22 protein-coding genes are annotated in these 25,773 nt (G+C 69.5%); 13 read left to right on the top strand and 9 right to left on the bottom strand.

Annotated elements, in window-relative coordinates:
* Window positions 1-90 precede the first annotated feature (90 nt).
* Window positions 91-1,500 carry a TAXI family TRAP transporter solute-binding subunit gene (locus ASF53_RS00535; protein WP_056193765.1) on the top strand — a complete coding sequence of 470 codons (1,410 nt, stop codon included), beginning with the start codon at window positions 91-93 and terminating at the stop codon, window positions 1,498-1,500.
* A gap of 1 nt (window position 1,501) precedes the next feature.
* Here the strand turns inward: ASF53_RS00535 and gorA are convergent, their stop codons facing one another.
* From gorA to ASF53_RS00510, 5 genes are all read right to left on the bottom strand, one after another.
* Entirely contained in the window at window positions 1,502-2,887 is a 1,386-nt protein-coding gene (gene gorA / locus ASF53_RS00530; RefSeq protein ID WP_502690549.1) for a glutathione-disulfide reductase, read from the bottom strand.
* A gap of 26 nt (window positions 2,888-2,913) precedes the next feature.
* A complete protein-coding gene (locus ASF53_RS00525) occupies window positions 2,914-4,188 on the bottom strand; it encodes an O-antigen ligase family protein (protein WP_200943146.1) in 1,275 nt (424 codons plus the stop codon).
* 54 nt (window positions 4,189-4,242) lie between these two features.
* Window positions 4,243-4,839: a DUF2059 domain-containing protein gene (locus tag ASF53_RS00520; protein WP_056192220.1), complete on the bottom strand. Its 597-nt coding sequence runs from the start codon at window positions 4,837-4,839 to the stop codon at window positions 4,243-4,245.
* A 41-nt stretch (window positions 4,840-4,880) separates the two neighbouring features.
* A complete protein-coding gene (gene rpiA, locus ASF53_RS00515; RefSeq protein ID WP_056192218.1) occupies window positions 4,881-5,591 on the bottom strand; it encodes a ribose-5-phosphate isomerase RpiA in 711 nt (236 codons plus the stop codon).
* A 156-nt stretch (window positions 5,592-5,747) separates the two neighbouring features.
* Window positions 5,748-6,257, bottom strand: coding sequence for a hypothetical protein (locus ASF53_RS00510; protein ID WP_056192215.1), 510 nt, complete (start codon window positions 6,255-6,257; stop codon window positions 5,748-5,750).
* Window positions 6,258-6,440: 183 nt separating this feature from the next.
* Here ASF53_RS00510 and gph point away from each other — a divergent pair, with 183 nt between their 5' ends.
* From gph to ASF53_RS24595, 3 genes are all read left to right on the top strand, one after another.
* Window positions 6,441-7,142, top strand: a complete 702-nt coding sequence (gene gph, locus ASF53_RS00505; RefSeq protein WP_056192211.1) for a phosphoglycolate phosphatase — start codon at window positions 6,441-6,443, stop codon at window positions 7,140-7,142.
* Between the two features lie 263 nt (window positions 7,143-7,405).
* The gene (locus ASF53_RS00500) at window positions 7,406-8,071 is read left to right on the top strand and encodes a hypothetical protein (protein ID WP_056192207.1); all 666 of its coding nucleotides are present in this window, start codon (window positions 7,406-7,408) and stop codon (window positions 8,069-8,071) included.
* 86 nt (window positions 8,072-8,157) lie between these two features.
* Window positions 8,158-9,153, top strand: a complete 996-nt coding sequence (locus tag ASF53_RS24595; protein ID WP_286134029.1) for a DUF4424 family protein — start codon at window positions 8,158-8,160, stop codon at window positions 9,151-9,153.
* Between the two features lie 202 nt (window positions 9,154-9,355).
* Here the strand turns inward: ASF53_RS24595 and ASF53_RS00490 are convergent, their stop codons facing one another.
* Complete coding sequence (locus ASF53_RS00490) at window positions 9,356-10,597, bottom strand: argininosuccinate synthase (RefSeq protein ID WP_003604474.1); 1,242 nt, start codon at window positions 10,595-10,597, stop codon at window positions 9,356-9,358.
* A 174-nt stretch (window positions 10,598-10,771) separates the two neighbouring features.
* Between ASF53_RS00490 and ASF53_RS00485 the strand changes: the two genes are divergently transcribed.
* Window positions 10,772-11,398, top strand: a complete 627-nt coding sequence (locus ASF53_RS00485) for a 2-hydroxychromene-2-carboxylate isomerase (protein ID WP_056192205.1) — start codon at window positions 10,772-10,774, stop codon at window positions 11,396-11,398.
* Between the two features lie 34 nt (window positions 11,399-11,432).
* On the opposite strand, the gene ASF53_RS00480 is transcribed toward ASF53_RS00485, so the two are convergent.
* Window positions 11,433-13,382, bottom strand: coding sequence for a putative bifunctional diguanylate cyclase/phosphodiesterase (locus tag ASF53_RS00480; RefSeq protein WP_056192202.1), 1,950 nt, complete (start codon window positions 13,380-13,382; stop codon window positions 11,433-11,435).
* A gap of 282 nt (window positions 13,383-13,664) precedes the next feature.
* Complete coding sequence (locus ASF53_RS00475) at window positions 13,665-14,975, bottom strand: MFS transporter (protein ID WP_056192199.1); 1,311 nt, start codon at window positions 14,973-14,975, stop codon at window positions 13,665-13,667.
* Window positions 14,976-15,245: 270 nt separating this feature from the next.
* Here ASF53_RS00475 and rlmH point away from each other — a divergent pair, with 270 nt between their 5' ends.
* The 8 genes from rlmH (at window position 15,246) to ASF53_RS00435 (ending at window position 25,356) form a co-directional block, all read left to right on the top strand.
* On the top strand, window positions 15,246-15,743 hold the full coding sequence (gene rlmH / locus ASF53_RS00470; protein ID WP_056192197.1) for a 23S rRNA (pseudouridine(1915)-N(3))-methyltransferase RlmH: 498 nt from the start codon (window positions 15,246-15,248) through the stop codon (window positions 15,741-15,743).
* Complete coding sequence (locus ASF53_RS00465; RefSeq protein WP_056192194.1) at window positions 15,740-17,116, top strand: murein hydrolase activator EnvC family protein; 1,377 nt, start codon at window positions 15,740-15,742, stop codon at window positions 17,114-17,116. The genes rlmH and ASF53_RS00465 overlap by 4 nt, the downstream gene beginning before the upstream one ends.
* The gene (locus tag ASF53_RS00460; protein WP_056192192.1) at window positions 17,116-18,438 is read left to right on the top strand and encodes a S41 family peptidase; all 1,323 of its coding nucleotides are present in this window, start codon (window positions 17,116-17,118) and stop codon (window positions 18,436-18,438) included. Before ASF53_RS00465 ends, ASF53_RS00460 begins: the two co-directional genes overlap by 1 nt.
* Window positions 18,439-18,589: 151 nt before the next feature.
* Window positions 18,590-19,792 carry a divergent polysaccharide deacetylase family protein gene (locus ASF53_RS00455; RefSeq protein WP_056192189.1) on the top strand — a complete coding sequence of 401 codons (1,203 nt, stop codon included), beginning with the start codon at window positions 18,590-18,592 and terminating at the stop codon, window positions 19,790-19,792.
* Window positions 19,793-20,242: 450 nt separating this feature from the next.
* Window positions 20,243-21,931 carry a methyl-accepting chemotaxis protein gene (locus ASF53_RS00450; protein WP_056192187.1) on the top strand — a complete coding sequence of 563 codons (1,689 nt, stop codon included), beginning with the start codon at window positions 20,243-20,245 and terminating at the stop codon, window positions 21,929-21,931.
* A 144-nt stretch (window positions 21,932-22,075) separates the two neighbouring features.
* Complete coding sequence (locus tag ASF53_RS00445; protein WP_056192184.1) at window positions 22,076-22,648, top strand: RNA pyrophosphohydrolase; 573 nt, start codon at window positions 22,076-22,078, stop codon at window positions 22,646-22,648.
* Between the two features lie 27 nt (window positions 22,649-22,675).
* On the top strand, window positions 22,676-23,332 hold the full coding sequence (locus ASF53_RS00440) for a DUF2939 domain-containing protein (RefSeq protein ID WP_056192182.1): 657 nt from the start codon (window positions 22,676-22,678) through the stop codon (window positions 23,330-23,332).
* A gap of 95 nt (window positions 23,333-23,427) precedes the next feature.
* Complete coding sequence (locus ASF53_RS00435) at window positions 23,428-25,356, top strand: potassium transporter Kup (protein WP_056192180.1); 1,929 nt, start codon at window positions 23,428-23,430, stop codon at window positions 25,354-25,356.
* Window positions 25,357-25,384: 28 nt separating this feature from the next.
* Here ASF53_RS00435 and ASF53_RS00430 read toward each other — a convergent pair whose 3' ends face one another.
* Window positions 25,385-25,690, bottom strand: a complete 306-nt coding sequence (locus ASF53_RS00430) for a hypothetical protein (protein WP_056192177.1) — start codon at window positions 25,688-25,690, stop codon at window positions 25,385-25,387.
* Window positions 25,691-25,773 lie beyond the last annotated feature (83 nt).

Raw genomic sequence — 25,773 nt, 5'->3', positions numbered from 1 at the left:
CTTCACGATCCGGACAGGTTTTCGATTCATGAATCTTGGATGGATCGCACGCGATTTCGAGGGCTCCGCCGCCGCATGGTGGCCACGCTCATGAGGCGCGAATGGCTCTACGTGCTGCTGGCCCTCGGGTTCGCAGCCGTGGCCGGCCTCGTCGTCACCCTATCACGCCCCACGCTGCTCACGGTGGCGGTCGGCCCGCGCGACGGTGTCGAAGCGGGGCTGATCGAAACCTATGCGCGGGCGCTGACCCGCAATCACGAGGACGTGCGCCTGAAGGTCGCGCCCTTCGACGACGTGCGCGACAGCGCCGCCGCCCTGGAGCAGGGCCGTGCCGACCTCGCCGTGGTGCGGCCCGATGTGAAGCTGCCGGATAACGGCCTGACGCTGGCCATCCTCCACGACGAGGCGCTGATCATTGCGGCCCCCGAAGCCAACGGGATCGAGAGTTTTTCGGATCTCTCGACCCGGCGCCTCGGGGTCGTCACGCGCCACGAGGCCGACCTGCCGGTTCTGACAAGCCTGCTCGACTTCTACGACTTCAAGGCGGCCGCGGAAGCCGAGGCGCTCGGCAGCGACGCGCTGGCGGCGGGCCGCATCGGCCTCGTGCCGCTCAAGGCCACCGAGATCACCGCGGCGCTGGAAGGCAAGCGGGTCGATGCGGTGGCGATCATCGCCTCCCCCACCGCCAAGCCGGCCCAGGCGATGCTGCGGGCGGTCGAGGCGGCCGCGCCGGAGCGCAAGGTGACCCTCGTCAGCGTGCCGGACGGGAAGGCGATCGTGCAGCGCATGCCGACGCTCCAGGCCGTCACCCTTTCGGCGGGCACCTTCGGCGGACGGCCCAAGCGCCCGGAGGAGGATGTCGAGACGGTCGGCGTCTCCTACCGGCTGATGGCCCGCGGTGCGGTGAGCCGCGTCGCCGTGGCCTCCGTGGTGCAGCACCTGTTCGAGTGGCGCTCGCGCCTCGCAGCCGCCGCCCCGATCGCCCACCAGATGAAGCCGCCGGATTACGACACCACCGTCACGGCCACGAGCGCGCAGCTTCCCAACCATCCCGGCGCGGTGGATTATTTCGAGCGCGAGCAGCAGACTTTCCTCGATCGCTACGAGGACTGGATCTACCTCTTCGCCTTCTTCGGCGGCACGCTGGGCTCGGGCGTGGCCTGGATCGGCCAGCGCCTCGCCCGCAAGCGGCGCGAGCGCATCGACATCGTCCTCGACCGTCTGCTCGACATCCTGGCCGAGGCCCGCGAGGCGCAATCGGCGGCCGCACTCGACGCGCTCACCCGTGAAACCGACGCGCTGATCGCCGACGTGGTGCGCCAAGCCCGCGAGCGCAGCATCGATTCGCGGATGATCTCCGCGCTGATCCTTGCCATCGACGCGGTGAACGGCGCCCTCGACGACGGCCGCCGTGCCTTCGAGCCGAGCGCCGACCCGAACACCGGCAGCCGGGCGCGCACGGCGCGGCTGCTCTCGCTGAGCCTGCCGGCGGCGGAGTAGGCTACCCCACGCCCACCGGGTGCTTCACCACATGGGGCGTCCGCATCGTCACCAGCTCCTCGCCGAGCGTCGGATGCACGGCGATGGTGCGGTCGAAATCGGCCTTGGTCGCGCCCATGGTGACGGCGATACCGATGGCCTGGATGATCTCCCCGGCATCCGTCCCCAGCACGTGGACGCCGACCACCCGGTCGCTGGCGCGGTCCACCAGCACCTTCATGATCACCCGCTCGTCGCGGCCCGAGAGCGTCGCCTTCATCGGGCGGAAGCTCGCCTTGTAGACGTCGATGTCCCCGTAGCAGCGCCGGGCCACGTCCTCGTTGTGGCCGATCACGCCGATCTCCGGCGTCGAGAACACGGCGGTGGCGATCAGGCGGTGATCGACGCACCAGGGCTTGTTGCCAAACACGGTGTCGGCGAAGGCGTGGCCCTCGCGGATCGCCACGGGGGTCAGCGCCGCGCGGCCGTTCACGTCGCCGACGGCGTAGATCGACGGCACCCGGGTGCGCGAATCCGCCTCGACGGGGATCGCGCCCCGTTCATCGAGCTCGATCCCGACCCGCTCCAGCCCGAGCCCGGCCACGTTCGGGCGCCGGCCGGTGGCCACCAGCACGCAATCGACGGTGAGGCTCTCGCCCCCGTTGAGGGTGGCGCGGATGGCCGATCCGTCGCGATCGAGGCGCTCGACGGTCTGCTCCAGGCGCAGATCCATCCGCTTGGCATAAGCCTCGCCGAGCGCGTCGGCGATCTCGGGATCGAAGCCGCGCAGCAGGCTCTTTCCGCGGTGGAGCAGCGTCGTCTTGGAGCCGAGGCTGGCAAAGACGCCTGCGAACTCCACGGCGATGTAGCCGCCGCCGACCACGAGGATGCGCTCGGGCTGGGTCTCTAGCTCAAACACGCCGTTCGAATCGATCGCGAGTTCGGCGCCGGGGATCAGCGGCTCGCGCACCGGCGTCGCGCCGGTCGCGATCAGGATGTAACGGGCCCGGATCGTGCGGTCGGCGTGAACGAGGCGCACCGTGTGCGGATCCTCGATCACCGCGCGGTCGGCCACGACCTCGACGCCCGCGCCCGCGAGGTTGCGTCCGTAGATGCCTTCGAGCCGCGCGACCTCGGCGTCGCGGGAGCGCTTGAGCGCGGCCCAGTCGAAGCGCGGCGTCTCAAGGTGCCAGCCGAAACCGGCGGCGTCCTCGAACTCGTCGGTGAAGCGGCCGGCATAGACCATCAGCTTCTTCGGCACGCAGCCGCGGATCACGCAGGTGCCGCCGACGCGGTATTCCTCGGCCAGCATCACCCGAGCGCCGTGGCCGGCAGCGATGCGGGCCGCCCGCACCCCGCCCGAACCGCCGCCGATCACGAACAGGTCGACGTCGCAAGGCTCACCCATCTTGGACTCGCTCATCTCGGTCTCGCTCATGCGCGCGCGTTTTCGCTCTCGTGTGCCGGCCGTGCGCAAGCCGCCGCCCGCAGCCATGTGATGGCGGCCCCGAGGCCCGCCGTCCACCATCCCTGCCACGCGCCGTGCTCGACGAACATCACCGCCACCGCCGCGCCCAGCAATCCGAGCGCCGTGGCAAACAGAAGCCGCGGCAGACCCGCCGCCGCCCGCAGGGCCAGGAAGGCGACCAAAGCCGCGAGTGCGGCGCCGACGAAGCCGAGTTCGGCCCAGATCTGGAGGAAGCTGTTATGTGGGTGGCCGACGGCCAGCATCGCCCGCATTTCCGGTTCGAGTGCTTGCGCCGCCGGCACCTCGGCAAAGCGCAGGCCCATGCCGTAGCCCGAGCCGATCCACGGGGCCTGGGCGACCGCAGCACCGAAGCTCTGGGCAATGGCGACCCGCGCCCGCGAGGACGACTGCGTCAGCCGTTCATGCGCCGCCTCCGGCATCAGCCGGTGGAGGATGTCGCCCTCGACCGGAGCGAGGGCGAAGGCGAACCCGAGGGTCAGCGCCGCGAGCGCCAGGGCCACGGGTTTGGGGAACAGGCGGCCGACCCCGAACATCACGGCGCCCGCGAGCAATCCGAGCATCGCCGCGCCGCTGATCGAGCGCAGGATCGCCAGCGCCACCACCCCGAGCAGAATCCCAGCGGCGAGGCGATGGCTGCGGAGCGCAAGGAAGGCGGCGATGGGCCCGGCCAGCAGCAGCAAAGTCAGCAGCGGGCGGTTGAACATGAACAGGGCCACGCGCTGCCCGAGCCAGGCCTGCGGCGCCAGCCCGAGGGCGAGGCTTCCCGCGATGAAAAGGCAGGCGGCGGCGAGCAGGCCAGCGCCCAGCGGCAGCGCCCAGGGCGGCAGCCGGGCCGGCGCGAGCCGGGCGAGAATCGCCGCGGCGGCGAGTGTCGGCAGGAATTCGGACAGCACCCGGCCCAAAAGCGTGGGAAACGGGGTCCAGGCCAGCGAGACGAGGCACCAACCGAGGAAGGCGAGCGCAGCGAGGCCGAGCGGGGAGCGTAAGGGGGCGATCAATTCGGCGGCAGCGCGCCCGCCGCGCTCGGCGACGGCGCCCACGAGGAACAGCAGCGCGGCGATGCCGACGACGAGTGGGCTCGATCGGTTGGCGAGCGCCATCAGCGGCGCCACCAGCGCCAAGGCGACGGCGCCGGCCGCAAACAGGCGCGGCGCCGCGCTAGAGCATCGTTCTGGATACCCGATCCAGGACGATGCTCTAGGCATTTGCTTCTGCGTCATCGTTCTTCCGAAAGCCGGCAACCACCTTTCGGGAGGATGCTCGAGGGCCGGCGCTCACTGGAGCTGGTGGCCGCGCTTGCCCATCTCGGCGCGGGTGCGGACCATGATGTATTCCGAGACTTCCTGGGTCCAATCCTGCATGGCGCCGACCATGTCATCGAGGATCTGCGGCTGGGTCTCGACGTAGCGCTTGCCCGCGGGCGAGCGGAAGAAGGTGACGATGTCCTTCAGCTCGGTCTCGTTCAGGCGCTTGGCATAGATCCGCGCGGCGATGGTGATGAGCCGCTGCTTCTGCAGCTCCATCTCCGAATCGAGACCCTTCAGCACCTCGTCCAGATCCTTGGCGAGGTCGGGCCGCGTCACCGCGTTCTTGCGGATCTGTTCGGCCATGGTCGGGATGATCGAGTCGAAGGAGCGGGCGATGCCGGAACTCAGCATCACCTCGCGGGCGAGCGCGAGATGGGCAGCGCTGAGATCGGGCTCCGGCGCGGGGGCCGGCGGCGGGGCCGCGCCGGGCTTCGCCGTCGGCTTCGCGGAAGCGGCCGGGGGCTTGGCGGCGGGCTGCTGCGCGAGCGCCGCCGGTGCGAGGACGGCCTGCGACAGCAGGGCCGCGAGGAAGGGGCCACCCAGGGCAGCGAGACGGAGAACCATGCGGGAGAAGCTCCGAAGAAGAGAAAGGCGGCGGCCGGGCGTCAGAGGCGGCCGAGAACGCTGACGACGGCCGCGTCACCTTCGGCCGCGGCGAGGATGGCCGCGTCGGCGATGCCGAGGAACAGGCCGTGCTCGACCACGCCGGGCACCGCCCAGAGCCGCGCGGACAGAGCCTCCGGATCGGGAATGCGGCCGAGCCGCAGGTCGAGGATGGCGTGGCCGCCGTCCGTGAGAAGGGGCGCACCGGAGGCGTCGTGGCGGCGCAGGATCGCGCCCGTGCAGCCGGCACCCGCCACCGCCGCCTCGACGGCGCGGGTGGTGGCGCCGATGCCGAACAGGTTCACCTCCACCGGCAGCGGAAAGGCGCCCAGCGTCTCGACGTGCTTGGAGGCGTCGGCGATCACCACCATGCGGCGGCTGGCCACCGCGACGATCTTTTCGCGCAGCAGCGCGGCGCCGCCGCCCTTGATGAGGCGAAGATTGCCGTCAACCTCGTCGGCCCCGTCGATGGTGAGATCAAGTTCGGGCAGGTCTTCGAGCGTGGCGAGCGGGATACCCTCGCGCTCGCAGGCGATGCGGGTCGCCTCCGAGGTCGGCACACCGGTGACTTTGAGGCCCGCGCGCACGCGCTCACCCAGCAGCGTGATGAAGGCCGCGGCCGTGCTGCCCGTGCCGATGCCGAGGCGCATCCCGTCCTCGACCAGGGGGATTGCGCGCTCAGCCGCCGCCCGCTTCAGATCCGGCGCGCTCACGAAACGACCTCGGGAAGCGAATTCATCGGGGGCACTCGGACCGTCGAATCTGGGGCTGGATGGGAGGCAGGCCCTAGCACGCCTCCCCGCGACCGCAAAAGACGGACGCAAAGAAGCATGGACGCTTCCCAAGAGCGTCCGGCGCTTCGTCCGCCGTCAGGGCCGCGTTCCCTGCGGCGGCGTGGCGCTCGGGCCGGCACGGCCGGGGGCTGGTCCGGTCGCGGCAGCGCCCGCCCCGCTCGCGGTGCCGGCGGGCGGCGGACCGGCCTGCTCGGTGCAGACCACGAGCTCCTGACGGATCTGCACGTAGCAGGCGCTGGTTTCACCGGTGCGGTAATTGACCCGGTAGATCCCCGACTCGCGGGCGTGGCGCGAGGCGATCAGGCCGTACTCGCCCGGTGTCTGCGGGCCGGCGCCCTCTCCGGCGGCAAAGCACAGGGTGACGCCGACGCTGTCGTCGCGCAGGCCGTACTGGCAGGAGGTGACCTCGCCGTTGGCGCGGTCGATCCGGTAGATCCGGTTCAGATCGACCGCGGGCGCAGCCACGAATTCGTAGGGCCCGGCCGCCTCGGCGGCCAGCGGCAGGCCGGCGAGGGCCGCGACGAGCAGGCCGGCGGACAGCCGGGGGAGAGAAAGACGCGAAGGGACACGCATGGGGCGGGACATCGTCTTGTTGCGGAAGAGCGAAACGGCGAATCATCGGCGGCGCGATCAAGCACCCGTTCCGTGGCGGAGCTTGGGCAGAGAGGCAACACTGAGTCTCCGCGCTAACCCGGTATCAACTGCTAGGGTTGATCGTAGGAGAGACGACCGCTAGCCAGCTTGACAATGGAACGTACCGGGACGCCGATGAACGTGCACAGCTCCCCGATCGTCGTGTTCGATCTCGACGGGACCCTCGCCGAGACCGCGGGCGACCTCATCGGCACCCTCAACGTCATCCTCGCCCGGGAGGGCCACGCGCCGCTGCCGCTCGAACAGGCCCGCGATCTGCTCGGTGCGGGCGCCCGCGCCCTGATCCAGCGCGGCTTCACGGTGGCCGGCGCGAGCCTGACGCCGGAGCGGCTGGAGACGCTGTTCCAGGATTTCCTCACCTATTACGGCGAGCATCTCACCGACAATTCCCATCTGTTCCCCGGTGTGGTTGCGGCGCTGGACCAGCTGGAGGCTGCGGGCTTTCGCCTCGCGATCTGCACCAACAAGGTGGAGTCGCATGCCGTGGCGTTGCTCGACGCGCTGGGCATCGGCCATCGCTTCCGCACGATCGTCGGCAAGGAGACCTTCGCCTTCTCGAAGCCGGACCCGCGCCACATCACCGCGACCATCGAGCGCGCCGGAGGCGATCTCCACCGCGCCGTGATGGTGGGTGATTCCAAGGCCGATGTCGCCGCAGCCAAGGCGGCCGGCATCCCGGTCGTCGGCGTGACCTTCGGCTATACCCCCGTGCCGATGCGCGAGCTGGCGCCCGACTGGGTCATCGAGCATTTCGACGCCCTGCCCGACGCGGTCGGCGCCCTCCTGGCCCGCCAGACCGTGAAGCCGGCCGCGTAACAAGTCCAGGGCTGTCGCTTGTCAGCGAGCACCCTGGTGACTGCCGGCCTCAATCGCCTGCGCCAGCCTTCGCGGGCTTAGGCTTTTGCTCCGCGCGGCGCTCTTCGTCGCGACCCTTGGCGCCGCGAAGCCGCGCGGGCGGCTTCGAACAATGGCCCTTCAGAGAGTTGCAACACGGCTTGCACCCGCGCTGGCGCTGGGCCACTGAGCGTTGCGACGGGGCCCTCAACCGCCCCGAGGGGCGCGAGAGGCAGACCGGCGACATGAGCGAGACGGACACCTTCGACCTGACGCTGGAGCGCATCGCGCTGATCCGGCGGATGGTCGTGGCCTGGAACGGAGCGGAGACCGGCGCGCCGATGATCCATCCGGACGCGCCCTATGGCAGCACCGACCGCGACGGCGACATCTTCAACGTCACCGGCGACGACGAGGGCGCGGACGAGGAGCACCGGGCGATGGGCGATGCGCTCGCCGTGTTCCTGCAGAACGCGACGCTGAAGCCCGGCCGCTACCAGTACCACAACCCGCTCGCCAAGCTCGCGCCGGGGGACGTCTTCGACGTGTTCCGCGACGACGCCACCGGCGAAACGCCCGAGCACATCACCTTCGAGATCACCGACCAGCACCTTCGGTTGCTGCGGACCTTCAGCCTCGAATGGGACGAGGAATACGACGTGCCGAGCGTCGATCCCAAGCGCCCCTACGGCAACATGACGTGGTACACGGTGGAGATGGCGGTCCATCTCGGCGAGCCGCCGGAAAAGGACGCGGAAGGCCGCGCCATCCTGACCGACGAACAGGAGGCCCGCCTGGAGCGCCTGCACCGCGAGATGCAGCCGGCGATGCAGATCTTCCTGCGCTACGGCGATCTCGGGCCGGGACCGTTCCGGCAACCCGAGGGCACGATCGGCTGGGAGCCGGCCTGAGCGCATCCTCGCCCCCTTTGCGAATCGCTGCGCCGGCCGCCTATCAGCGGTTGGGCCGTGCAGCGGGCCCAAAGGGGAGAGACCGGATGAAATGGGGTTGGATCACGGGAACGGTGCCGGGCGCTCTCATCCTGGCACTGGCCTCCTGGGCCGCGCCGGCATGGGCGAACGACAGCGCGGCCACCCTCGACGCGGGCGGCCTCGTTCTGGTGCGCGATGCCGAGATCGAACTGGCGAGCGAGGACCTTCGCATCGCCATCGACCGCATCGGCGTCGATTACGTCTTCCGCAACCGCTCGAAGGCGCCGCGCACCCTGCGCCTCACCTTCCCGCTGCCGCCCATCGACGGGGCCGAACTCTCGCTCAGCGCCCTCTCGCTCCCGGTTCGGGGCAGCGCCAACTTCGTCGGCTTCACGGTCAAGGCCGACGGCCGAACGATCGAGCCGGCCCTGGAAGAGCGCGCCTTCCACGGCACGCAGGAGATCACGGAGCGCCTCAAGCGGCAGGGGCTTCCGATCAATCCGCTGCGGCGCGACGAACTGGAGACGGCGCTCAAGCGGCTCTCGCCGGCCGACCTCGAGGCCCTGCACAAGGCCGACCTGTTGTCCGATGCGACGTCTGACGCCGGCGCGCAGTGGCGCAGCGAGGCCAAATTCCACTGGGAGCAGGTGTTTCCGGCGGATGCGGAGCTGCGCATCTCCCACAGCTACGTGCCCGTGACCGGCAACCACTTCCTCTCGCCCAAGGACGCCGCGGCGCGCGACTTCCGGGCGCGCTACTGCCTCGACGAAGCCGGATTGGCGGGCATCCGGCGCCTCGCGGCGGCGACGCCCGAGGGCTACACCCGCGCCTTCGAGGTGCCCTACATCGTGACCACGGCCCGCAACTGGGCCGGGCGCATCGGCCGCTTCACCCTGACGGTGGACAAGGGCCGTGCGGACGCCCTGGTCAGCTTCTGCCGCCAGGGCGTGCGCAAGACGGGTCCGACCACCTTCGTCTGGGAAGCCCGCGACTACGTCCCGGATTCCAACCTGCGCGTGCTGCTCGTCTCGAACGATCCCGCCTTCCTGGGGGATCGCTGAGATCCACTTCGACCCTAACGTCAGCGCGTTATCCGACCCCTCCCCCTCATCCTGAGGTGCGCCTTGCCTTAGCAAGGCGCCTCGAAGGAGACCTCCAGAGGCCGCCGCGATTCCTGGAGCCCTCCTTCGAGGCCGCTCCGCGGCACCTCAGGATGAGGAAACGTCTCGGAGAAGCGAAGCGAACAGGCGCTGAAGCCGAGGCTCAGCCCTCGCGCTTCTTGCGCTGCGCGAGCGTCCGCAGGCGCAGGGCGTTGAGCTTGATGAAGCCCGCCGCGTCGCGGTGGTCGTAGGCGACGGCGCCCTCCTCGAAGGTGACGAGGTCCTGATCGTAGAGCGAGTGCGGGCTGGTCCGGCCGATGACGTGGACGCCGCCCTTGTAGAGCTTGAGCCGCACCTCGCCGGTCACCTTCTCCTGGCTCTTGTCGATGAGCGCCTGGAGCATCTCGCGCTCCGGCGAGAACCAGAAGCCGTTATAGATCAGCTCCGCATATTGCGGCATGAGCTGGTCCTTGAGATGGGCCGCGCCGCGGTCGAGCGTGATCGACTCGATGGCGCGGTGGGCCGGCAACAGGATGGTGCCGCCGGGCGTCTCGTACATGCCGCGGCTCTTCATGCCGACGAAGCGGTTCTCGACCAGATCGAGCCGGCCGATGCCGTTGGCGTGGCCGAGCTCATTGAGCTTGGCCAGCAGCGTGGCGGGCGAGAGCGCCTCGCCGTCGATGGAGACGGCGTCGCCGCGCTCGAAGCCGATGGTGACGATCGTGGGCGTGTCCGGCGCCTCCTCGGGGGAGAGGGTGCGCGAATAGACGTAATCCGGCACCTCGACCGCCGGATCCTCCAGCACCTTGCCCTCGGAGGAGGCGTGCAGGAGGTTGGCATCGACCGAGAACGGGCTCTCGCCGCGCTTGTCCTTGGCGATCGGGATCTGGTGCTGTTCGGCGAACGCGATGAGCTGCTCGCGCGAGCGCAGATCCCACTCACGCCAGGGCGCGATCACCGTCACGTCGGGCTTGAGCGCGTAGTAGCCGAGTTCGAACCGGACCTGATCGTTCCCCTTGCCGGTGGCGCCGTGGCACACCGCATCGGCGCCGACCCGCTCGGCGATCTCGATCTGCTTCTTGGCGATCAGCGGCCGGGCGATCGAGGTACCGAGGAGATAGATCCCCTCATAGACCGCGTTGGCGCGGAACATCGGGAAGACGTAGTCGCGGACGAATTCCTCGCGCAGGTCTTCGATGAAGATGTTTTCCGGCTTGATGCCGAGCAGCTCCGCCTTGCGGCGCGCCGGCTCCAGCTCCTCGCCCTGGCCGAGATCGGCGGTGAACGTCACGACCTCGCAGCCGTAGGTGGTCTGAAGCCACTTGAGGATGATTGAGGTGTCGAGCCCGCCGGAATAGGCGAGAACGACCTTCTTGACGGATTTGTTCGGGAGGGCGTCGGACATGGTGTTGGGCTCGGGCAACAGGGTGAAGGCGGATTAACAGCGGAGGCGCGCGGCGCGCAACCGGCGGGGCGGGATGCCGGTTGCCTCGTTTGCGATCCAGCCTGCCCCGGCGCGTCTCCGCAGACGTGGTAGGGTCACCGGCAGGACGGACCAGACGATCCGGAGAATCGACGAATGCGGCGGCGAGCGACCCTGGAATTCTGGTACGAGTTCGCCTCGACCTACTCTTACCTGTCGGCCATGCGCATCGAAGCGCTGGCCAGGACGGCCGACGTCGAGCTGCGCTGGCGACCGTTTCTGCTCGGGCCGATCTTCGCGACGCAGGGGTGGACCAACTCGCCCTTCAACCTCTACCCGGCCAAGGGCCGCAACATGTGGCGCGACCTCGATCGCGAGGCCGCGCGGCTCGGGCTGCCGCCGGTCACGCGCCCCACCCCCTTCCCGCAAAATTCGCTCAGCGCGGTGCGCGTGGCGACCTACGCCGCCGACCAGGATTGGCTGGTGCCGTTCTCGAAAGCGGTGTTCGAGACGAGCTTTTCCAAGGGCGGCTCCATCGCCGAACCGGCGGCGGTGGGGCGCATCCTCGATGCGCTCGGGCTCGACGGCACCCAGATCCTCAAGGCGGCGGCCTCGGAAGCCAACAAGGGCCGGCTGAAGGTGGCCGGCGAGGAGGCTCGCTCCCGCGGCATCTACGGCGCACCGAGCTTCCTCACCGAGGACGGCGAGCTGTTCTGGGGCAACGACCGCCTGGAGCAGGCGATCGCCTGGGCCGCGGGCGACCGGCCCGACGGGCTGCGATAGGCGGACAGGGGCAGCGCGCGGCGCTCCGACGCGTTCAGGCGGAGACCGGCTCGGCCTCTGCCACGCCGCGAAAAACGCTGAGCAGCTCCGTCATCGGCTTCGGCATGCCGATCAGGTAGCCCTGAACGTAGCGACAGCCGTGGCGGCGCACGGCGCTCAGTTGCTCGGTGGTCTCGATCCCCTCGGCGATGCCGTCCAGCCCGAGATTCTGGCAGAGATCGAGGATGGTGATCACGACGCTGCGTCCGAGGTCGGATTCGACATCGGCCATGAAGCCGCGGTCGATCTTGATCCGGTCCAGCGGCAGGCGGTGGACGTAGTTCAGGCTCGAATACCCCGTCCCGAAATCGTCCAGCGCGATCTTGATGCCGAGGGCACGCAGGAGCGTGATCGCCTTCTGTGCCCCCTCGAAGTCGCGCATCAGCGCGGTCTCCGTCAGTTCCAGCGTGATCCGCCGGGGATCGAGCCCGCTCTGCCGGACCGCGGCGAGGATCGCGATGACCGTCTCGGGCGAGGCGAGGTCGTGCGACGAGAGGTTGAACGACAGGCCGATGTCGTCCGGGAGCCGGGCCGCGTCGGCCAGCGCCTTGCGCAGGAGAAGCAGGGTGACCGAGTGGATCATCCCGCAGCGCTCCGCCACGGCGATGAAACGGTCGGGCGGCACACGCCCGAGCTTGGGGCTGGTCCAGCGGGCCAGCGCCTCGACCGTGGTGATGCGATCCGTCACCGTGTCGAGGATCGGCTGGTAATGCATCTCCATCTCGGCGGCGAGATCGGCGCTCTGGAGGGCGGTCTCCACCGCGCGCTCAGCCCGGATCGCGTCCTCATGCTCCTGCGAGAACAGGGTCGTGGTCCCGCGCCTGCGCTCCTTGGAATGGTAGAGCGCATAATCGGCCCGGTCGAACAGCGCATCCGCGGCCCGGCCTGCGCTGGGATAGAGCGCTAAGCCGCCCGAGCATCCCGGCACGACCTGCGTCTCGCCCAGCGAAATCGGGGTGTGCAGCGCCGTACAGATGCGGTTGCAGAGCTCGACGGCGGCGGCCGCGCACTCGGCCGAGTGGATCAGCACGCCGAACTCGTCGCCGCCCAGACGGGCGATCGTCACGCCGTCCGCGGCGAAGGTTTCGAGACGGCGCCCGGTCTCCTCCAGTACCCGGTCTCCGGCGGTATGGCCGAACGTGTCGTTGATCGGCTTGAAGCGGTCGAGATCGAAGATCGCGAGGGCGAAAGCAGCATTTCTGCCGGCCGAGGCGGCGATCAGCGCATCGAGGCGCTGGAAGAAATAGCGCCGGTTGGGCAGCCCGGTGAGGCTGTCGGTATGTGCGAGGCGCTGGTTCTCCGCGCCGAGCCGCTGCGCCTCGGCCTTGGACGCGACCAGTTGCAGGAAGGCCAGGAAGTTGTTGGTGAGGATGCGCACCATCACCACCGTGACGAAGGCGGTGTTCAGCGCGATCGCGATGAAGACGCTGTTGCTGCTCGTCAGGCAGTGCGTCAGGAAGCTGCCCATGACGATGACGGTCACGAGGAGCGCCGCGGCCGGCAGATGCGTCAGGCAGAAGATGCAGCCGATGACGGTGATCGCGATGAAGATTGCGACGTGGCCCTGCTCGAACGGGCCGCCATAGGCGTTGAGCTTCATCGCCCAGCCTACGAAGAGCGCCGAGAACAGAACGGTGAGGAGGCTGGTGGCGCGCAGCCGCTTGAAGGCCTCGTCTCCGGAGATCGCCTGCGGCCGAAGACGCCACCAATGCACGGCCCGCACCGCGCACAGGCCGATCATTGTGCCGGGGAGCGCGACGGTCAGCCAAGCCGGCGCAAAAGCGTAATGCGTGAACGCGAGGGCGCAGGCATTGGCGGAAAGCAGCGCATAGAGCGACGGGATCTGGCGTTGCAGCTCGACGAGCTGGCGGTTGCAGGCTTCGGGGTCCGTATAGCTCGGTACGATGCCGCTCAGAAGTTCTCGGCGTCCGTGAAAAAAATTCATTTTCATCTTACCGAACACCGGGCCGCGAACACGCCGTGCGTGCGTCTTCTCCCCAGGATGCACTAGGTCTTATTTTTCCTAAGGATTCATTGCGTCGGAATACTCAGTGTTCGGCTCCGCCGGCATTGACGAAGGAAGGCGCTGGCCGCGAATGCGACCGCTTTCGGCCCGAGACGCAGGACGGCGCTCCCGTTTCCGCGGATCGTCTTGGATGGGTGAATCCAATTCGGTCCCTTCCATCTCGCGAAAGCTGGCCCCTCGGCGCGGACACGCCGCCGGAGTTCACCTTCGCGTCGCGGTGTCGACATGGATGTCGCGGCCGCGCGTCTCCGGCAGCAGCAGGGCGGCGACCGTGCCAACGAGGCTGAAGGCGGCGAGGTAATAGGCCGGCGCCATCCGGTCGCCGGTCGTGGCGATCAGCCAGTTCACGACGTAGTTCGTGCTGCCGCCGAAGATCGAGACGGAGAGCGCATAGACGATCGACAGCCCGGCGCTGCGCACGGCCCGCGGCAGGGCTTCGGGGATGGCGACGATGATCGCCGCCGCGTTGATCGAGGACAGGGCCGAGAGCAGGAAGGTCACGGCGTAGACGCTGAGCGCGCTCGGTGCCTGCAGCATCCACAGGAAGGCCGGCACGGCGAGCACGAGGATCAGCGCCCGCGGCCAGATCATCACCGGCTTGCGCCCGAACCGGTCGGCGAGCCAGCCGCCGAGGAGCGGGAAGATCACGGAGGCCAGCCCCAGCGCGATCGGCACGGCGTTGGCCGCCATCTCCGAGAGGCCGAGCGTCGCCCCGGCAAAGACCGGCATGTTGGTGCCCACCGCATTCGAGACGGTCGAGGCGGCGATGACGAGGAAGGTCAGCCCGAGCATCCGCCCGTGCTGGCGTAGCAGCCGGCCGAGCACCGCACCGGTCGAAGCGGCGGCGGCGGGATCATGCACCTCGCCCGCCGTCTCCGGCAGGTGGCTGCGGATCACGAGGCCGACCGGCACGACGAGGAGGCCGAGGCCGAACATCAGCCGCCAGCCCCAATCCGCCATGGCCGCATCGCCGAGCACGAGGGTCAACACGGTGGCGAACAGGCCGGCGAACAGGGCCGCACAGCCCTGGCTCGCGATCTGCCAACTCGCGACGAAGCCGCGATGCCGCGCCGGAGCCGCCTCGATCAGGTAGGCGGTGGAGGGGCCGACTTCGCCACCGAGCGCCAGCCCCTGGATCAGCCGCCCGGCGATCACGATCACTTGTGCCCAGACGCCGAGGACCGCCGTGCCGGGGCAGGCCGCCAGCATCAGCATGCCGACCGCCATCAGCGCGATGGTGATGAGCATGGCCGGCTTGCGCCCGGCCCGGTCGGCAAAGGCGCCGATCAGCACGCCGCCCACGGGGCGCATGACGTAGCCGATCCCGAACAGGGCGAGCGAGGCGAGCAGGCTGTCGGTCGGGCTGTCCGAGGGAAAGAAGGTCGCGCCGATCGACTTGGCGAAGAAGGCGTAGATCGTGAAGTCGTAGAATTCGAGGGCGTTGCCGAGCACGACCGCTCCCACGGCCTTGCGGTCGAGGCGCGTCGGCGCGGCGCTTGCGGGCGAGTGCATCGTGATCCTGTCGTGAGATCCCGGACGGGTGGGCGCGGCGGAAGGCCGGCTCCGGGCCAAAGGCGTGGTTGAGGGCGGCAGGTAGGTCGCCGCCGCCGTGCCGCCAACCGGGCGGCGGCGCGCCTTGGTACTCATGGCGCCGGCCGCTCGGCGCTCGGGCCGAGCGTGCCTGCATTGCCGACGACGTTTTCCGGTACGATCGGCTCCCCGTCGCGGGCGTGATCGTGCTATCGCGCCTCCTTACTTCGCTTCCGGGATCGTTCACGCCCCTTGCGCCTGCTCGTCGTCGCCATCGGACGCCTGAAGAACGGGCCGGAGCGGGATCTCGCCGCCCGTTACCGCGAGCGCGCGGTCGCGCTCGGCAAGGGCCTCGGCGTCACCGCCTGCGACCTCACCGAAATCCCTGAATCGCGGGCGCGCCGTTCGGCCGACCGCATCGCCGAGGAGGCGGCGGCGATCCTCGCCCTCGTGCCGGCGGATGCGGCGGTGATCGCCTGCGACGAGCGCGGCCGCTCCGACTGGCCGAGCGAGCGCATCGCGGACAAGATCGGGGCGTGGCGCGATGCGGGGCGGGGCAGCCTCGTCCTCGTCATCGGCGGGGCGGACGGCCTTCACGAGACCGTGCGCGGACGCGCCGACCATATTCTCGCCTTCGGAGCGGCGACACTGCCGCACGGTCTGGTGCGCGTGCTCGCCCTCGAACAGGTCTACCGGGCGCTGACCATCCTGGCCGGACACCCCTATCACCGGGGCGATCCCGAGGCATGAGATCCAAGGTGACGGCGCACGCCCGGCCCGCGACGATCCTGACCGCCCTCGCCTGCCTCGCGGGCGGGTTCGTCCTGCCCGTGCTCGCGCAGACGACGCCCGATCCGGAGGCGATGCGGCGCACGCAGGAGGAGCGCGACCGTCGCGCCCAGAACCTCAAGCAGATCGAGGATGCGCTGGCGGCCAGCAGCGGCAACCGCGCGGCGCTGGAAGCCGAGATCGCCGCGATCGGCTCCGACCGGACCAAGCTCAGCACCGCCCTGCTCGATGCCGGACGCCAAGCCCAGGCGACCGAAGATCGGATGAACCGGCTGGAGGAGCGCCTGCGCGCGCTCACCGACAGCGACGCGGCGATCCGCAAGTCGCTGGAGGCGCGCCGTGCGGTCATCGCCGAGATCCTGGCCGCGCTCCAGCGCATGGGCCGGCGCCCGCCGCCCGCCGTGCTGGTGCGCCCGGAAGATGTGCTCGCGGCGATCCGCACCTCGATGATGCTCGGCGCCGTGGTGCCGGAGCTACGCGGCGAGGCGGACACCCTGGCCGGCGACCTCACCGAACTGGTGCGGGTGCGCGGCCTCATCGCCGCCGACCGCGAGGCGCTGAAAAAAGATCTCGCGGGCTGGGCCGCCGAGCGCCAGCGCCTCGACGCGCTGATCGCCGCCCGCCGCAGCCGGCAGGCGGAGGTCGAGTCCAGCCTCACCGCCGAGCGCCGCAAGAGCGCCGAACTCGGCACTCAGGCCAAATCCCTCAAGGAACTCGTGGACCGGATGGAGGGCGAGCTGTCGAGCGCCCGCCGGGCCGCCGACGAGGTCCGCGCCGCCGCCGAACGCGAGCAGCGGGCGATCCAGGACAAGTTCGCGGCGGCCGGCGCCCGCGATCCGGCGCGGCTCGCGCCCAAGGTGAAGTTCGCCGAGGCCCGCGGCGATCTGCCCAGGCCGGTGAGCGGCCCCCTGCTGCGCGGCTTCAACCAACCCGACGGCCAGGGCGGGACCACCCGCGGCATCTCGCTGCGGGCACGGCCGAAGGCGGTGGTCTCCTCGCCCGCGGACGGATGGGTTTCCTTCGCCGGACCCTTTCGCTCCTACGGGCGTCTCTTGATCATCAATGCGGGCGACGGCTACTATCTGTTGCTCGCGGGGATGGATCAGATCAACGTCGAGGTCGGCCAGTTCGTACTGGCGGGCGAACCGGTGGCCGTGATGGGCGAGGGCAGCGGCACCCCGGCAAGCACGCCGTCGAACGTGACGCAGGCTGCGTCACAGAAGGACGATGATCGGATTGATCCCGTCCTGTACGTCGAGTTCAGGAAAGACGGCGGCTCTATCGATCCGGAGCCGTGGTGGGCGAGAAGTTCCAGCGAGAAGGTTCGCGGATAATGCGCAAAGTGTCCCTCGTGTTACTCGGCGCGGCCCTCGGCATCGGCGCCTCGGCCCTGTCGACCCAGACCCAGCTGCTGTCCGGTACGAGCGCCATCGCGGCCTCGGCGGAAACCTACCGGCAACTGAGCCTGTTCGGCGACGTGTTCGAGAAGGTGCGGACCGACTACGTCGAGAAGCCCGAGGAATCGAAGCTGATCGAGTCGGCCGTCAACGGCATGCTGACCTCGCTCGATCCGCATTCGAGCTACATGGACGCGAAAGCGTTCCGCGACATGCAGACGACGACGAAGGGCGAGTTCGGCGGCCTCGGCATTGAGGTCACGATGGAGGACGGCCTGATCAAGGTCGTCTCGCCGATCGACGACACGCCCGCATCCAAGGCCGGCCTGCTCGCTAACGACATCATCACCCAGATCGACGAGGATCAGGTCCAGGGCCTCACCCTGAACCAGGCCGTCGATAAGATGCGCGGCCCCGTGAACTCCACGGTGAAGCTGAAGATCTCCCGCAAGGAGGCCAAGGAGCCGCTCGACGTCTCGCTGACGCGCGACGTCATCAAGATCCGCCCCGTGCGCTCGAAGGTCGAGAGCGGCGATGTCGGCTATGTCCGCCTGACCCAGTTCAACGAGCAGACCTATGAGGGCCTCAAGACGGCGATCGACAAGCTCCAGGGCGAGATCGGCGGCGACAAGCTCAAGGGTTATGTGCTCGATCTGCGCAACAATCCCGGCGGTCTGCTCGATCAGGCGGTGATGGTCTCCGACGCCTTCCTCGACCGCGGCGAGATCGTCTCGACCCGCGGCCGCAACCCGGACGAGACCCAGCGCTTCTCCGCCAAGGCCGGCGACCTCGCCAAGGGCAAGCCGATCGTGGTGCTGGTGAACGGCGGCGCGGCCTCGGCCTCCGAGATCGTGGCCGGCGCCCTGCAGGATCACAAGCGCGCGACCATCATGGGCACGCGTTCCTTCGGTAAGGGCTCGGTGCAGTCGATCATCCCGCTCGGCGGCCAGGGCGCCCTGCGCCTCACCACCGCGCGCTACTACACGCCGTCCGGCCGCTCGATCCAGGCGAAGGGGATCGAGCCGGATCAGGAGGTGCTGCAGGAGGTGCCCGACGATCTGAAGGGTAAGGACGAGACCAAGGGCGAGGCCGGCCTGAAGGGCCACCTCAAGCAGAAGGACACCGAGGAGCGCGGCGGTTCCTCGGCCTACATCCCGCCGGATCCGGCCAAGGACAAGCAGCTCATCGCCGCGGTCGATTTCCTGCACGGCATCCAGAAGGGTGCGGCCAACGTGACGAAGCCGGCCACGCAGAACTGATTGGGCCGGGCCGCGGCGGGCATCCGCCGCGGTGTTAGCGAAAGATTAACCATGACGGCCCGCAATACCGGTTCAGATCGGGGTTGCGGGCCGTTTCTCGTTGAGGGCCGCGCCCGGTCGTCGGAGCATGGGCCAACAGGCAGGACGGCGGGTGAGCGACGCGGCCGACGACATCCTGACGAAGCCTCTCGGAGTCGCGGACAAGGCGGCCCGTCCGCGCTTTGCCCTGCGCCCCTCCGCAGGCATGGCAGCGGGCGCCAGCATGCTGGCCCTCGCCCTGATCGCCGGCGGCATCGCCCTCACCGGTGATCCCCGTGGCGGCGAGCCTCGGGCGCAGGCGCTCATCGAGATTCGCGAGGCCCCGGCCCCCCCCCGCACCGCCGAAGCCGCACCGCACGCCTCCAGAGGACCGTCCCAATCCGCCAGCGAGGTCGAACAGGCCTCCGGCGTCAGCGTGTTCCGCCCCGACGGTTCGACGGCTCCCGATGCGCCGGTGATCATCCGCGTCCCGAACGCCGCCCAGGTGAAGCTCGCGCCGGCCCCCGATGCGCGCCTGACCGAGCGCGGGCGCCACGGCCCCCTGCCCCGGGTCGGCGAAGGCCGGCTGCGGCCGCTCGACATCTATGCCCGCCCGGACGAGCCCGGCACCGGGCCGCGCATCGCCGTCCTCGTCTCCGGTCTCGGCATCGGCGAGAACGCCACCCTCGGCGCCATCGCCCGGCTTCCGGCGGCGGTGAGCCTCGCGCTCTCGCCCTATGGCAGCGATCTCGAAAAGACCGCGACCCGCGCCCGCGAGGCCGGCCACGAGATCCTGCTCCAACTCCCGATGGAGCCGTTCGACTATCCCGACAGCGATCCCGGTCCGCAGACGCTCCTGGCCTCGGCCCGCCCCGGTGAGAATCTCGACCGGGCCGCCTGGGCGATGAGCCGGTTTCCGGGCTTCGTCGGGGCCGTGAACTTCATGGGCGCCAAGCTGATGAGCGAGGCCGGGGCCCTGGAACCGGTGCTCAAGGATCTGTCCGCCCGCGGGCTCGGCTTCGTCGATGACGGGGCGGCATCCGGCTCGCAGGTCGCGACCGTCGCGGCGAAGACCAAGCTGCCGACCGCGCGGGCCGAGATCGTGATCGACGCCGTCGCGCGGCCTGATACCATCGACGGGGAACTCGCCCGCCTGGAAACGCTGGCCCGGCAGAAGGGCCTCGTGCTCGCTTCCTCCAGCGCCTCGCCGTTGACGATCGAGCGCCTGTCGCGCTGGTCGCGCGATCTCGAGGCGCGCGGCATCCGGCTCGTGCCGGTGAGCGCGATCCTGCGCCGCCCGGGCAGCGTCTCCAAGCTGTCGAGCGCGGCACCTTAGTGGCTCTCACAAAACTCCCGCTGCGCTGTCGCGGACGAAGGCGAAACGGTCGGTGACCGGGAGTTTTGTGAGGCACTCTTAGGACATCCCCCGAGCGGCCATTGCCGCGATCGGGATGGCGGCGATCCGCCTTCGAGCATCCGGCCGGAGCGGTCTGGAGCCGAGGCCGTCTGCCGAAATCGTCGGCGTACGAGCCATGGAAACCCGGCAAACCGCCTGACGGACAGCCGCGGCACGCCTGAACTGCTCAACGGGACGTGAGACACGCGCCGATTGCAGCAAAACCATCTTATGTAATTTTTCCAAGTTTTCCCGAAGAGTATAGCGATTTCAATCCCGAGGCTTTGTGCGAAATCCGAGGAACAATTGGCGATCCGGTAAGTGTTTCCGGGCCAGACTCCTGCCGCCCGCTCAATAACGGCGCGCGAGCTGTCCCCGTCGGAGTCTTCCGTGTCGCTCCAAACGCTACCCATTCGCAGCAAGCTTGTCGCCTCGTTCACCGTGTTGACGATCCTTCTCGTCAGCTTGGGGATTCTGGGCCTCGTCGGCACGCAAACGATGCGTGACCAAACGCTCGATATCGAGCGCAATTGGCTTCCCAGCGTGCGCCTGCTCGGCGAGCTCGACACGGCGGCGGCGCGGATGAACGGCGTGATGCTGCGGCATACGCAGGCGGTCGATCCGAAGATGATCCCGCCCATGGACAAGGATTTCGAGCGGTTCGGCAAGGTGATCTCCGAAAAGCGGGCCGCCTACGAAGCTCTGATCGCCAATGCCGAAGAGCGGGCGCTCTACGAGACCTATGCTCGGGAAGCCGCCGCCTTCGAGACCGAACGCCGGATCGTCATGGATCTCTCGCGCCAGGGCCGGAAAGCGGACGCCTTCACCTATTACGAGGCGAACGGCCTCGCACCGCGCCGGGCGATGTCGAACGCCTTGGAGAAGCTCATCGCCTTCAACAACGAGGGCGCCGCCCGCGCGATGGCGGCGGGCGAGGCCGTGTTCCAGCAGGTGCGGACGATCGGCCTCGCCGTCCTCGCCCTCGGGCTCGGCCTCGCGGTCTTGCTCGCGATCCTCATCACCCGCGGTGTGACCCGCGGCATCGCCTCCGTGGTCGGGCCGATGCAGGCGCTGGCCGCGGGCGACCTGTCGGTCACGATCCCGCATCAGGGCCAACGGACCGAGATCGGGACGATCGCCGACGCGGTGCAGATCTTCAAGGCGGGGCTGATCCGCATGCGCAATCTCGAAGAGGAGAGCGCCGCGGCCCGCGCCGGAGCGGAGGCACAGCGCAAGGCGGCGATGCGCGAGATGGCCGAGCGGTTCGAGGGCGCCGTCGGCGGCGTCGTCAGCCTCGTCTCCTCCGCCGCGTCCCAGTTGCAGGCCTCGGCGCACGGCATGACCGGCGCCGCGACCCGCACCGCCGGCCAGTCGATCAGCGTGGCGGCGGCGGCTGAAGAGGCCGCGACCAACGTCAACACCGTGGCGGCGGCCGCCGAGCAGCTGGGCGCCTCCGTGCAGGAGATCGGCCGGCAGGTCAGCGGTTCCTCGACGCTTGCCCAGGCGGCGGTGGGTGAGGCAGCACAAACGGCGGCCCATGTCCGGGCGCTCAGCGCGGCCGTCTCCAAGATCGGCGACGTCGTCACCATGATCACTACGATCGCCGGCCAGACCAACCTGCTCGCCCTCAACGCCACCATCGAGGCGGCCCGCGCGGGTGATGCCGGCCGCGGCTTCGCGGTGGTCGCGGCGGAAGTGAAGGAACTCGCCAACCAGACCGCGCGGGCGACCGAGGAGATCTCCGGCCAGATCGGCCGCATTCAGGAGACCACGGGCCACGCGGTCTCGGCCATCGGCAGCATCACCGGGCGCATCGAGGAGATCAGCTCCGTGGCGGCCTCGATCGCCGCGGCGGTGGAGCAGCAGGGCGCGGCGACGCAGGAGATCGTGCGCAACGTCGCCCGGGCGGCGATGGGTGCGGGCGAGGTGACGAGCAACATCGCGGGCGTGGCGCAGGCCGCCGAGGAAGCGGGGGCGACCGCCGCCGAAGTGCTCGCCGCCTCCTCCGAGCTGTCGCGCCAGTCCGAGCATCTCTCGGTGGAAGTCGGCCGCTTCCTCGCCAACGTGCGCGCCGCCTGAGTTCCACCTCGGGAACGGCAGGGAAAGAGGTGGGCGCGGCCGAGGCTGCGCCCACGCTCGTTTTACGGCCTCAGATGGGGGTTAGGTCGGCGTTGCCCGCACCGGTTCGGCCTCCTATGGTCGCGCCGCCAGCACGAGCCCGCCATGACCCGCCCCGACGACGACCTTCTGCGCCTGCCCGAGGGCAGCGCGCTGCCCTACCGCCCCTGCGTGGGCGTGGCCCTGTTCCACCGTGACGGCCGCGTCTTCATCGGGCGGCGCAAGCGCGAGGCGGGCCCCCAACATGTCGATGGCGATCTCGCCTGGCAGATGCCGCAGGGCGGGATCGACGAGGGGGAAGAGCCCCTCGCCGCGGCCCTGCGCGAACTCCACGAAGAGACCAACGTGCCGGCCGACGCCGTCACGCTGCTCGGCGAGACCCGTGACTGGCTCGCCTACGATCTGCCGCCCGCGGTGATGAAACAGGCCTGGAAGGGCCGCTACCGCGGCCAGCGCCAGAAATGGTTCGCCTTCGGGCTCACCGGCGAGGAATCGGTGATCGACGTGGAGGCCCCCGGCGGCGGCCATCACAAGCCCGAATTCGAGGCGTGGCGCTGGGAGCGGCTCGAGGCGCTGCCGGACCTCATCGTCACCTTCAAGCGTCCGGTCTACGAGGGCGTCGTCGCGGCCTTTTCCGGGCTGACCGGCTGGCATGGGGCCGGGGACAGCCGGGCATGATTCAACCGCGTATCCGCGGCTGATCCGATGCGGTGGTGGCTCATTCCCCTTCTCGCGGTGGCGGCTTGGTTCGCCTACACGCTCACGCCGTTCTGGTCGCTCTACGGCTTTGCTGCCGCGGTCCAGGCAGGCGACACGGCGGCGGTGGAGCAGCGGGTCAACTTCCGCACGCTGCGCCTGTCGCTCGCCCGGCAGATCAGCGCCGCCGTGAAGGCCGACAGCAACGCGCTGGATCCGCGCGAGCGGCAGCGGATCGCCGATGCGGCGGCGGCGGTCGCGCTGCCGATCATGGAATCGGCGCTGACGCCGAAGGCGGTGATCGACCTCCTCGACGACGGCTGGCCGCAGGGCGCCGACCTCGCCGCGCCGGCCGGCCGGCACGAGCGGCGCGACGGCCTGCGCATCCCCGATCTCAAGCGGCTGCTGCGCTACTATCTCGCTGCCGACATGCGCGGCTTCCGCTCCGTGCTGGTCGCCGTGCCGCCGGACCGGCCCCGCCACGAGCAGTTCCGCATTCGCCTGCGCCTGCGCGACTGGGGCTGGCGCCTCGTCGATATCGAGCTGTCCGACGACCTGCGCCGCCGGATCGGCGAGAAAGCCGCCGCGACCGCCGCTCGGCTGCGCGACGGCCGCCCCAGCTCCGACAAATCCGCGCCGGATGCCCACCCGTCGCGCGAGCCGTGACCAATTCCGGCGCACGTTTACGAGAGACCCTGGCTTTTAATCCGCCGCTCCATAGGTGAACCGCTACCAACGGTCCCGCTTTCCGGAGCACGACTTTGAGCCAGCCCGCCGCCCCGCCCTCGGACGCGAGCCGATCGGAGTCCGGGCCGGGCCGCCGCCTCGGGGCGGGCCTGCTGATCGCCACCCTCGGCGTCGTCTACGGCGATATCGGCACGAGCCCGCTCTACGCCCTCAAGGAGGCGGTGCGGGCGGCGAGTCCGGGCGGCGATCCGAGCCCGGTCGCGGTGACCGGCGCCGTCTCGCTGATCCTGTGGGCGCTGATCCTCGTTGTCTCGCTGAAATACGCGGTGCTGATCCTGCGCGCCGACAACCGCGGCGAGGGCGGCATCGTGGCGATGCTGGCGCTGCTCGGTGCCCGCCACGCGCAACCCGGCTCGCGGCAGGCGCTGCTGCTCGTGGTCGGCCTCGTCGGTGCCGCCCTGCTCTACGGCGACGGGGCGATCACCCCGGCGATCTCGGTGCTCTCGGCGGTGGAGGGCCTGCGGGTCGATGCGCCCGCCCTCGACCGCTTCATCGTACCGATCACCCTGGTGATCCTCGTCGGCCTGTTCCTCGTGCAGCGTCGGGGCGCGGCCTTTATCGGCAAGATCTTCGGGCCGGTGATGCTGGTCTGGTTCCTCGTGCTGGCCGCCCTCGGCATCGGCGGCATCGTGCAGGCGCCGCAGATCCTGGCGGCGGTCAATCCGCTGCGCGCGGTCGAATTCACCGCGCATGCCGGCCTGCATGTCGGGTTCACGATGCTGGGCGCGGCCTTCCTCGCCGTCACCGGCGGCGAGGCGATGTATGCCGATCTCGGGCATTTCGGCGCGCGGGCGATCCGCGTCGCGTGGTTCATCCTCGTTCTGCCGGCGCTGGTGATCCACTATTTCGGCCAGGGCGCGATCCTGCTGGTCGATCCGTCCGCCGCCGAGAACCCGTTCTACCGCCTCGCGCCGGGCGTCCTGCATTACCCGCTGATCGGGCTGGCGACGCTGGCCGCCGTCATCGCCTCGCAGGCGGTGATCTCGGGCGTGTTCTCGCTGACCCGGCAATCGATCCAGCTCGGCTTCCTGCCGCCGCTGCACATCGTCCACACCGCCTCCGACGAGAGCGGCCAGATCTACGTGCCGCTGGTGAACTGGCTGCTTGCCGCTGCAACGCTCTCGGCCGTCCTGATCTTCCGCTCCTCCGATGCGCTGGCTGGGGCCTACGGGATCGCCGTGTCGCTGCTGATGGCGATCACGACCCTGCTCGCCGGCCTCGTCGCCCGCAAATGGGGCTTCGGCCTGCCCCTCGTGCTCGCGGTCAACGGCTTCTTCCTTGTGATCGACCTGATCTTCCTCTCGGCCAACAGCGTGAAGCTGTTCGAGGGCGGCTGGTTTCCGCTGCTGCTGGCGGGCATCATCGCCTTCCTGATGCTGACCTGGCGCAAGGGCCAGCTCTGCCTGGAACAGGCGCGCGTGGATCTGCGCCCGCCGGAGGCGCGCTTCCTGGAGAGCCTGCGTCATGACCCGCCGACGACCCTGCCGGGCTCGGCCGCCTTCCTGTCCTCGGCGACCGAGGGCATCCCGCTGCCGATGTTGCGCTTCGTCGAGCGCCTGGGTGCGCTCCACGCCCGCGTGCTGATCGTGACCGCGTTGTTCGAGGAGACGCCGACGGTGCCGCGCGAGGAGCGCGCCCGCGTCACCGAGATCACCCCCGACATCCGCCGCGTCGTGCTGCATTACGGCTTCATGCAATCGGCCTCGATCCCCGAGGGGCTGGATTGTGCCGTCGGCGCCGGCCTCCTGCCGAAGGCATTCACCGAGGATCTCACCGTCTTCGTCGGCCACGAGACGATCATCCCCGTCTCCGACCAGCGCGGCATGTCGGATTGGCGCGAGGCGGTCTTCGCGGTGATGCAGAACAACGCCGAGCGCACCGGCGCCCATTTCTGCGTGCCGGCGCAGCAAGTGATCGAGATCGGCACCGAGATCGAGATTTGAGACCCGGCAATCCCCGTTCGGGACGGTGCTAATCGTCCGCCTGTCCCTTGCCCGTCATCCGGAGTTGCGAGGCGACGCATTCGCGCACGGCGTCCTCGATCTTGGCCTTCTGCGCATTGGAATAGCCCGCCACCTCGTCGATGCATTTGACGAAATAGCCCGCGGTGAAGCTCTCGTTGACCGACACGAACGACTTGCCGAAGCGGGTCGCGAGTTGGAGGCGGTCCATGGTCGAGCTTTGCTTCCAGGCCTCCAGCGTGTCAGTCATCGACAGGGCGCTGGCGGAACCGGGCACGAGGATCGCGGCGAGGAACAGGGCGGAGAAGCAGCGCATCGTACCAAAACCTCCCGAATGTCTTTTCTGGTTTTCCCGATCAAATCCTCCGGACACTCCGCCTTGATCCGATCATCAAGAAA

Origin of the sequence: Methylobacterium sp. Leaf123 (genome assembly GCF_001423405.1) — a bacterium.
Lineage (GTDB): Bacteria > Pseudomonadota > Alphaproteobacteria > Rhizobiales > Beijerinckiaceae > Methylobacterium.
The sequence above is the reverse complement of the archived record's forward strand: the minus strand, read 5'-3'. Positions and strand labels throughout refer to the sequence as shown.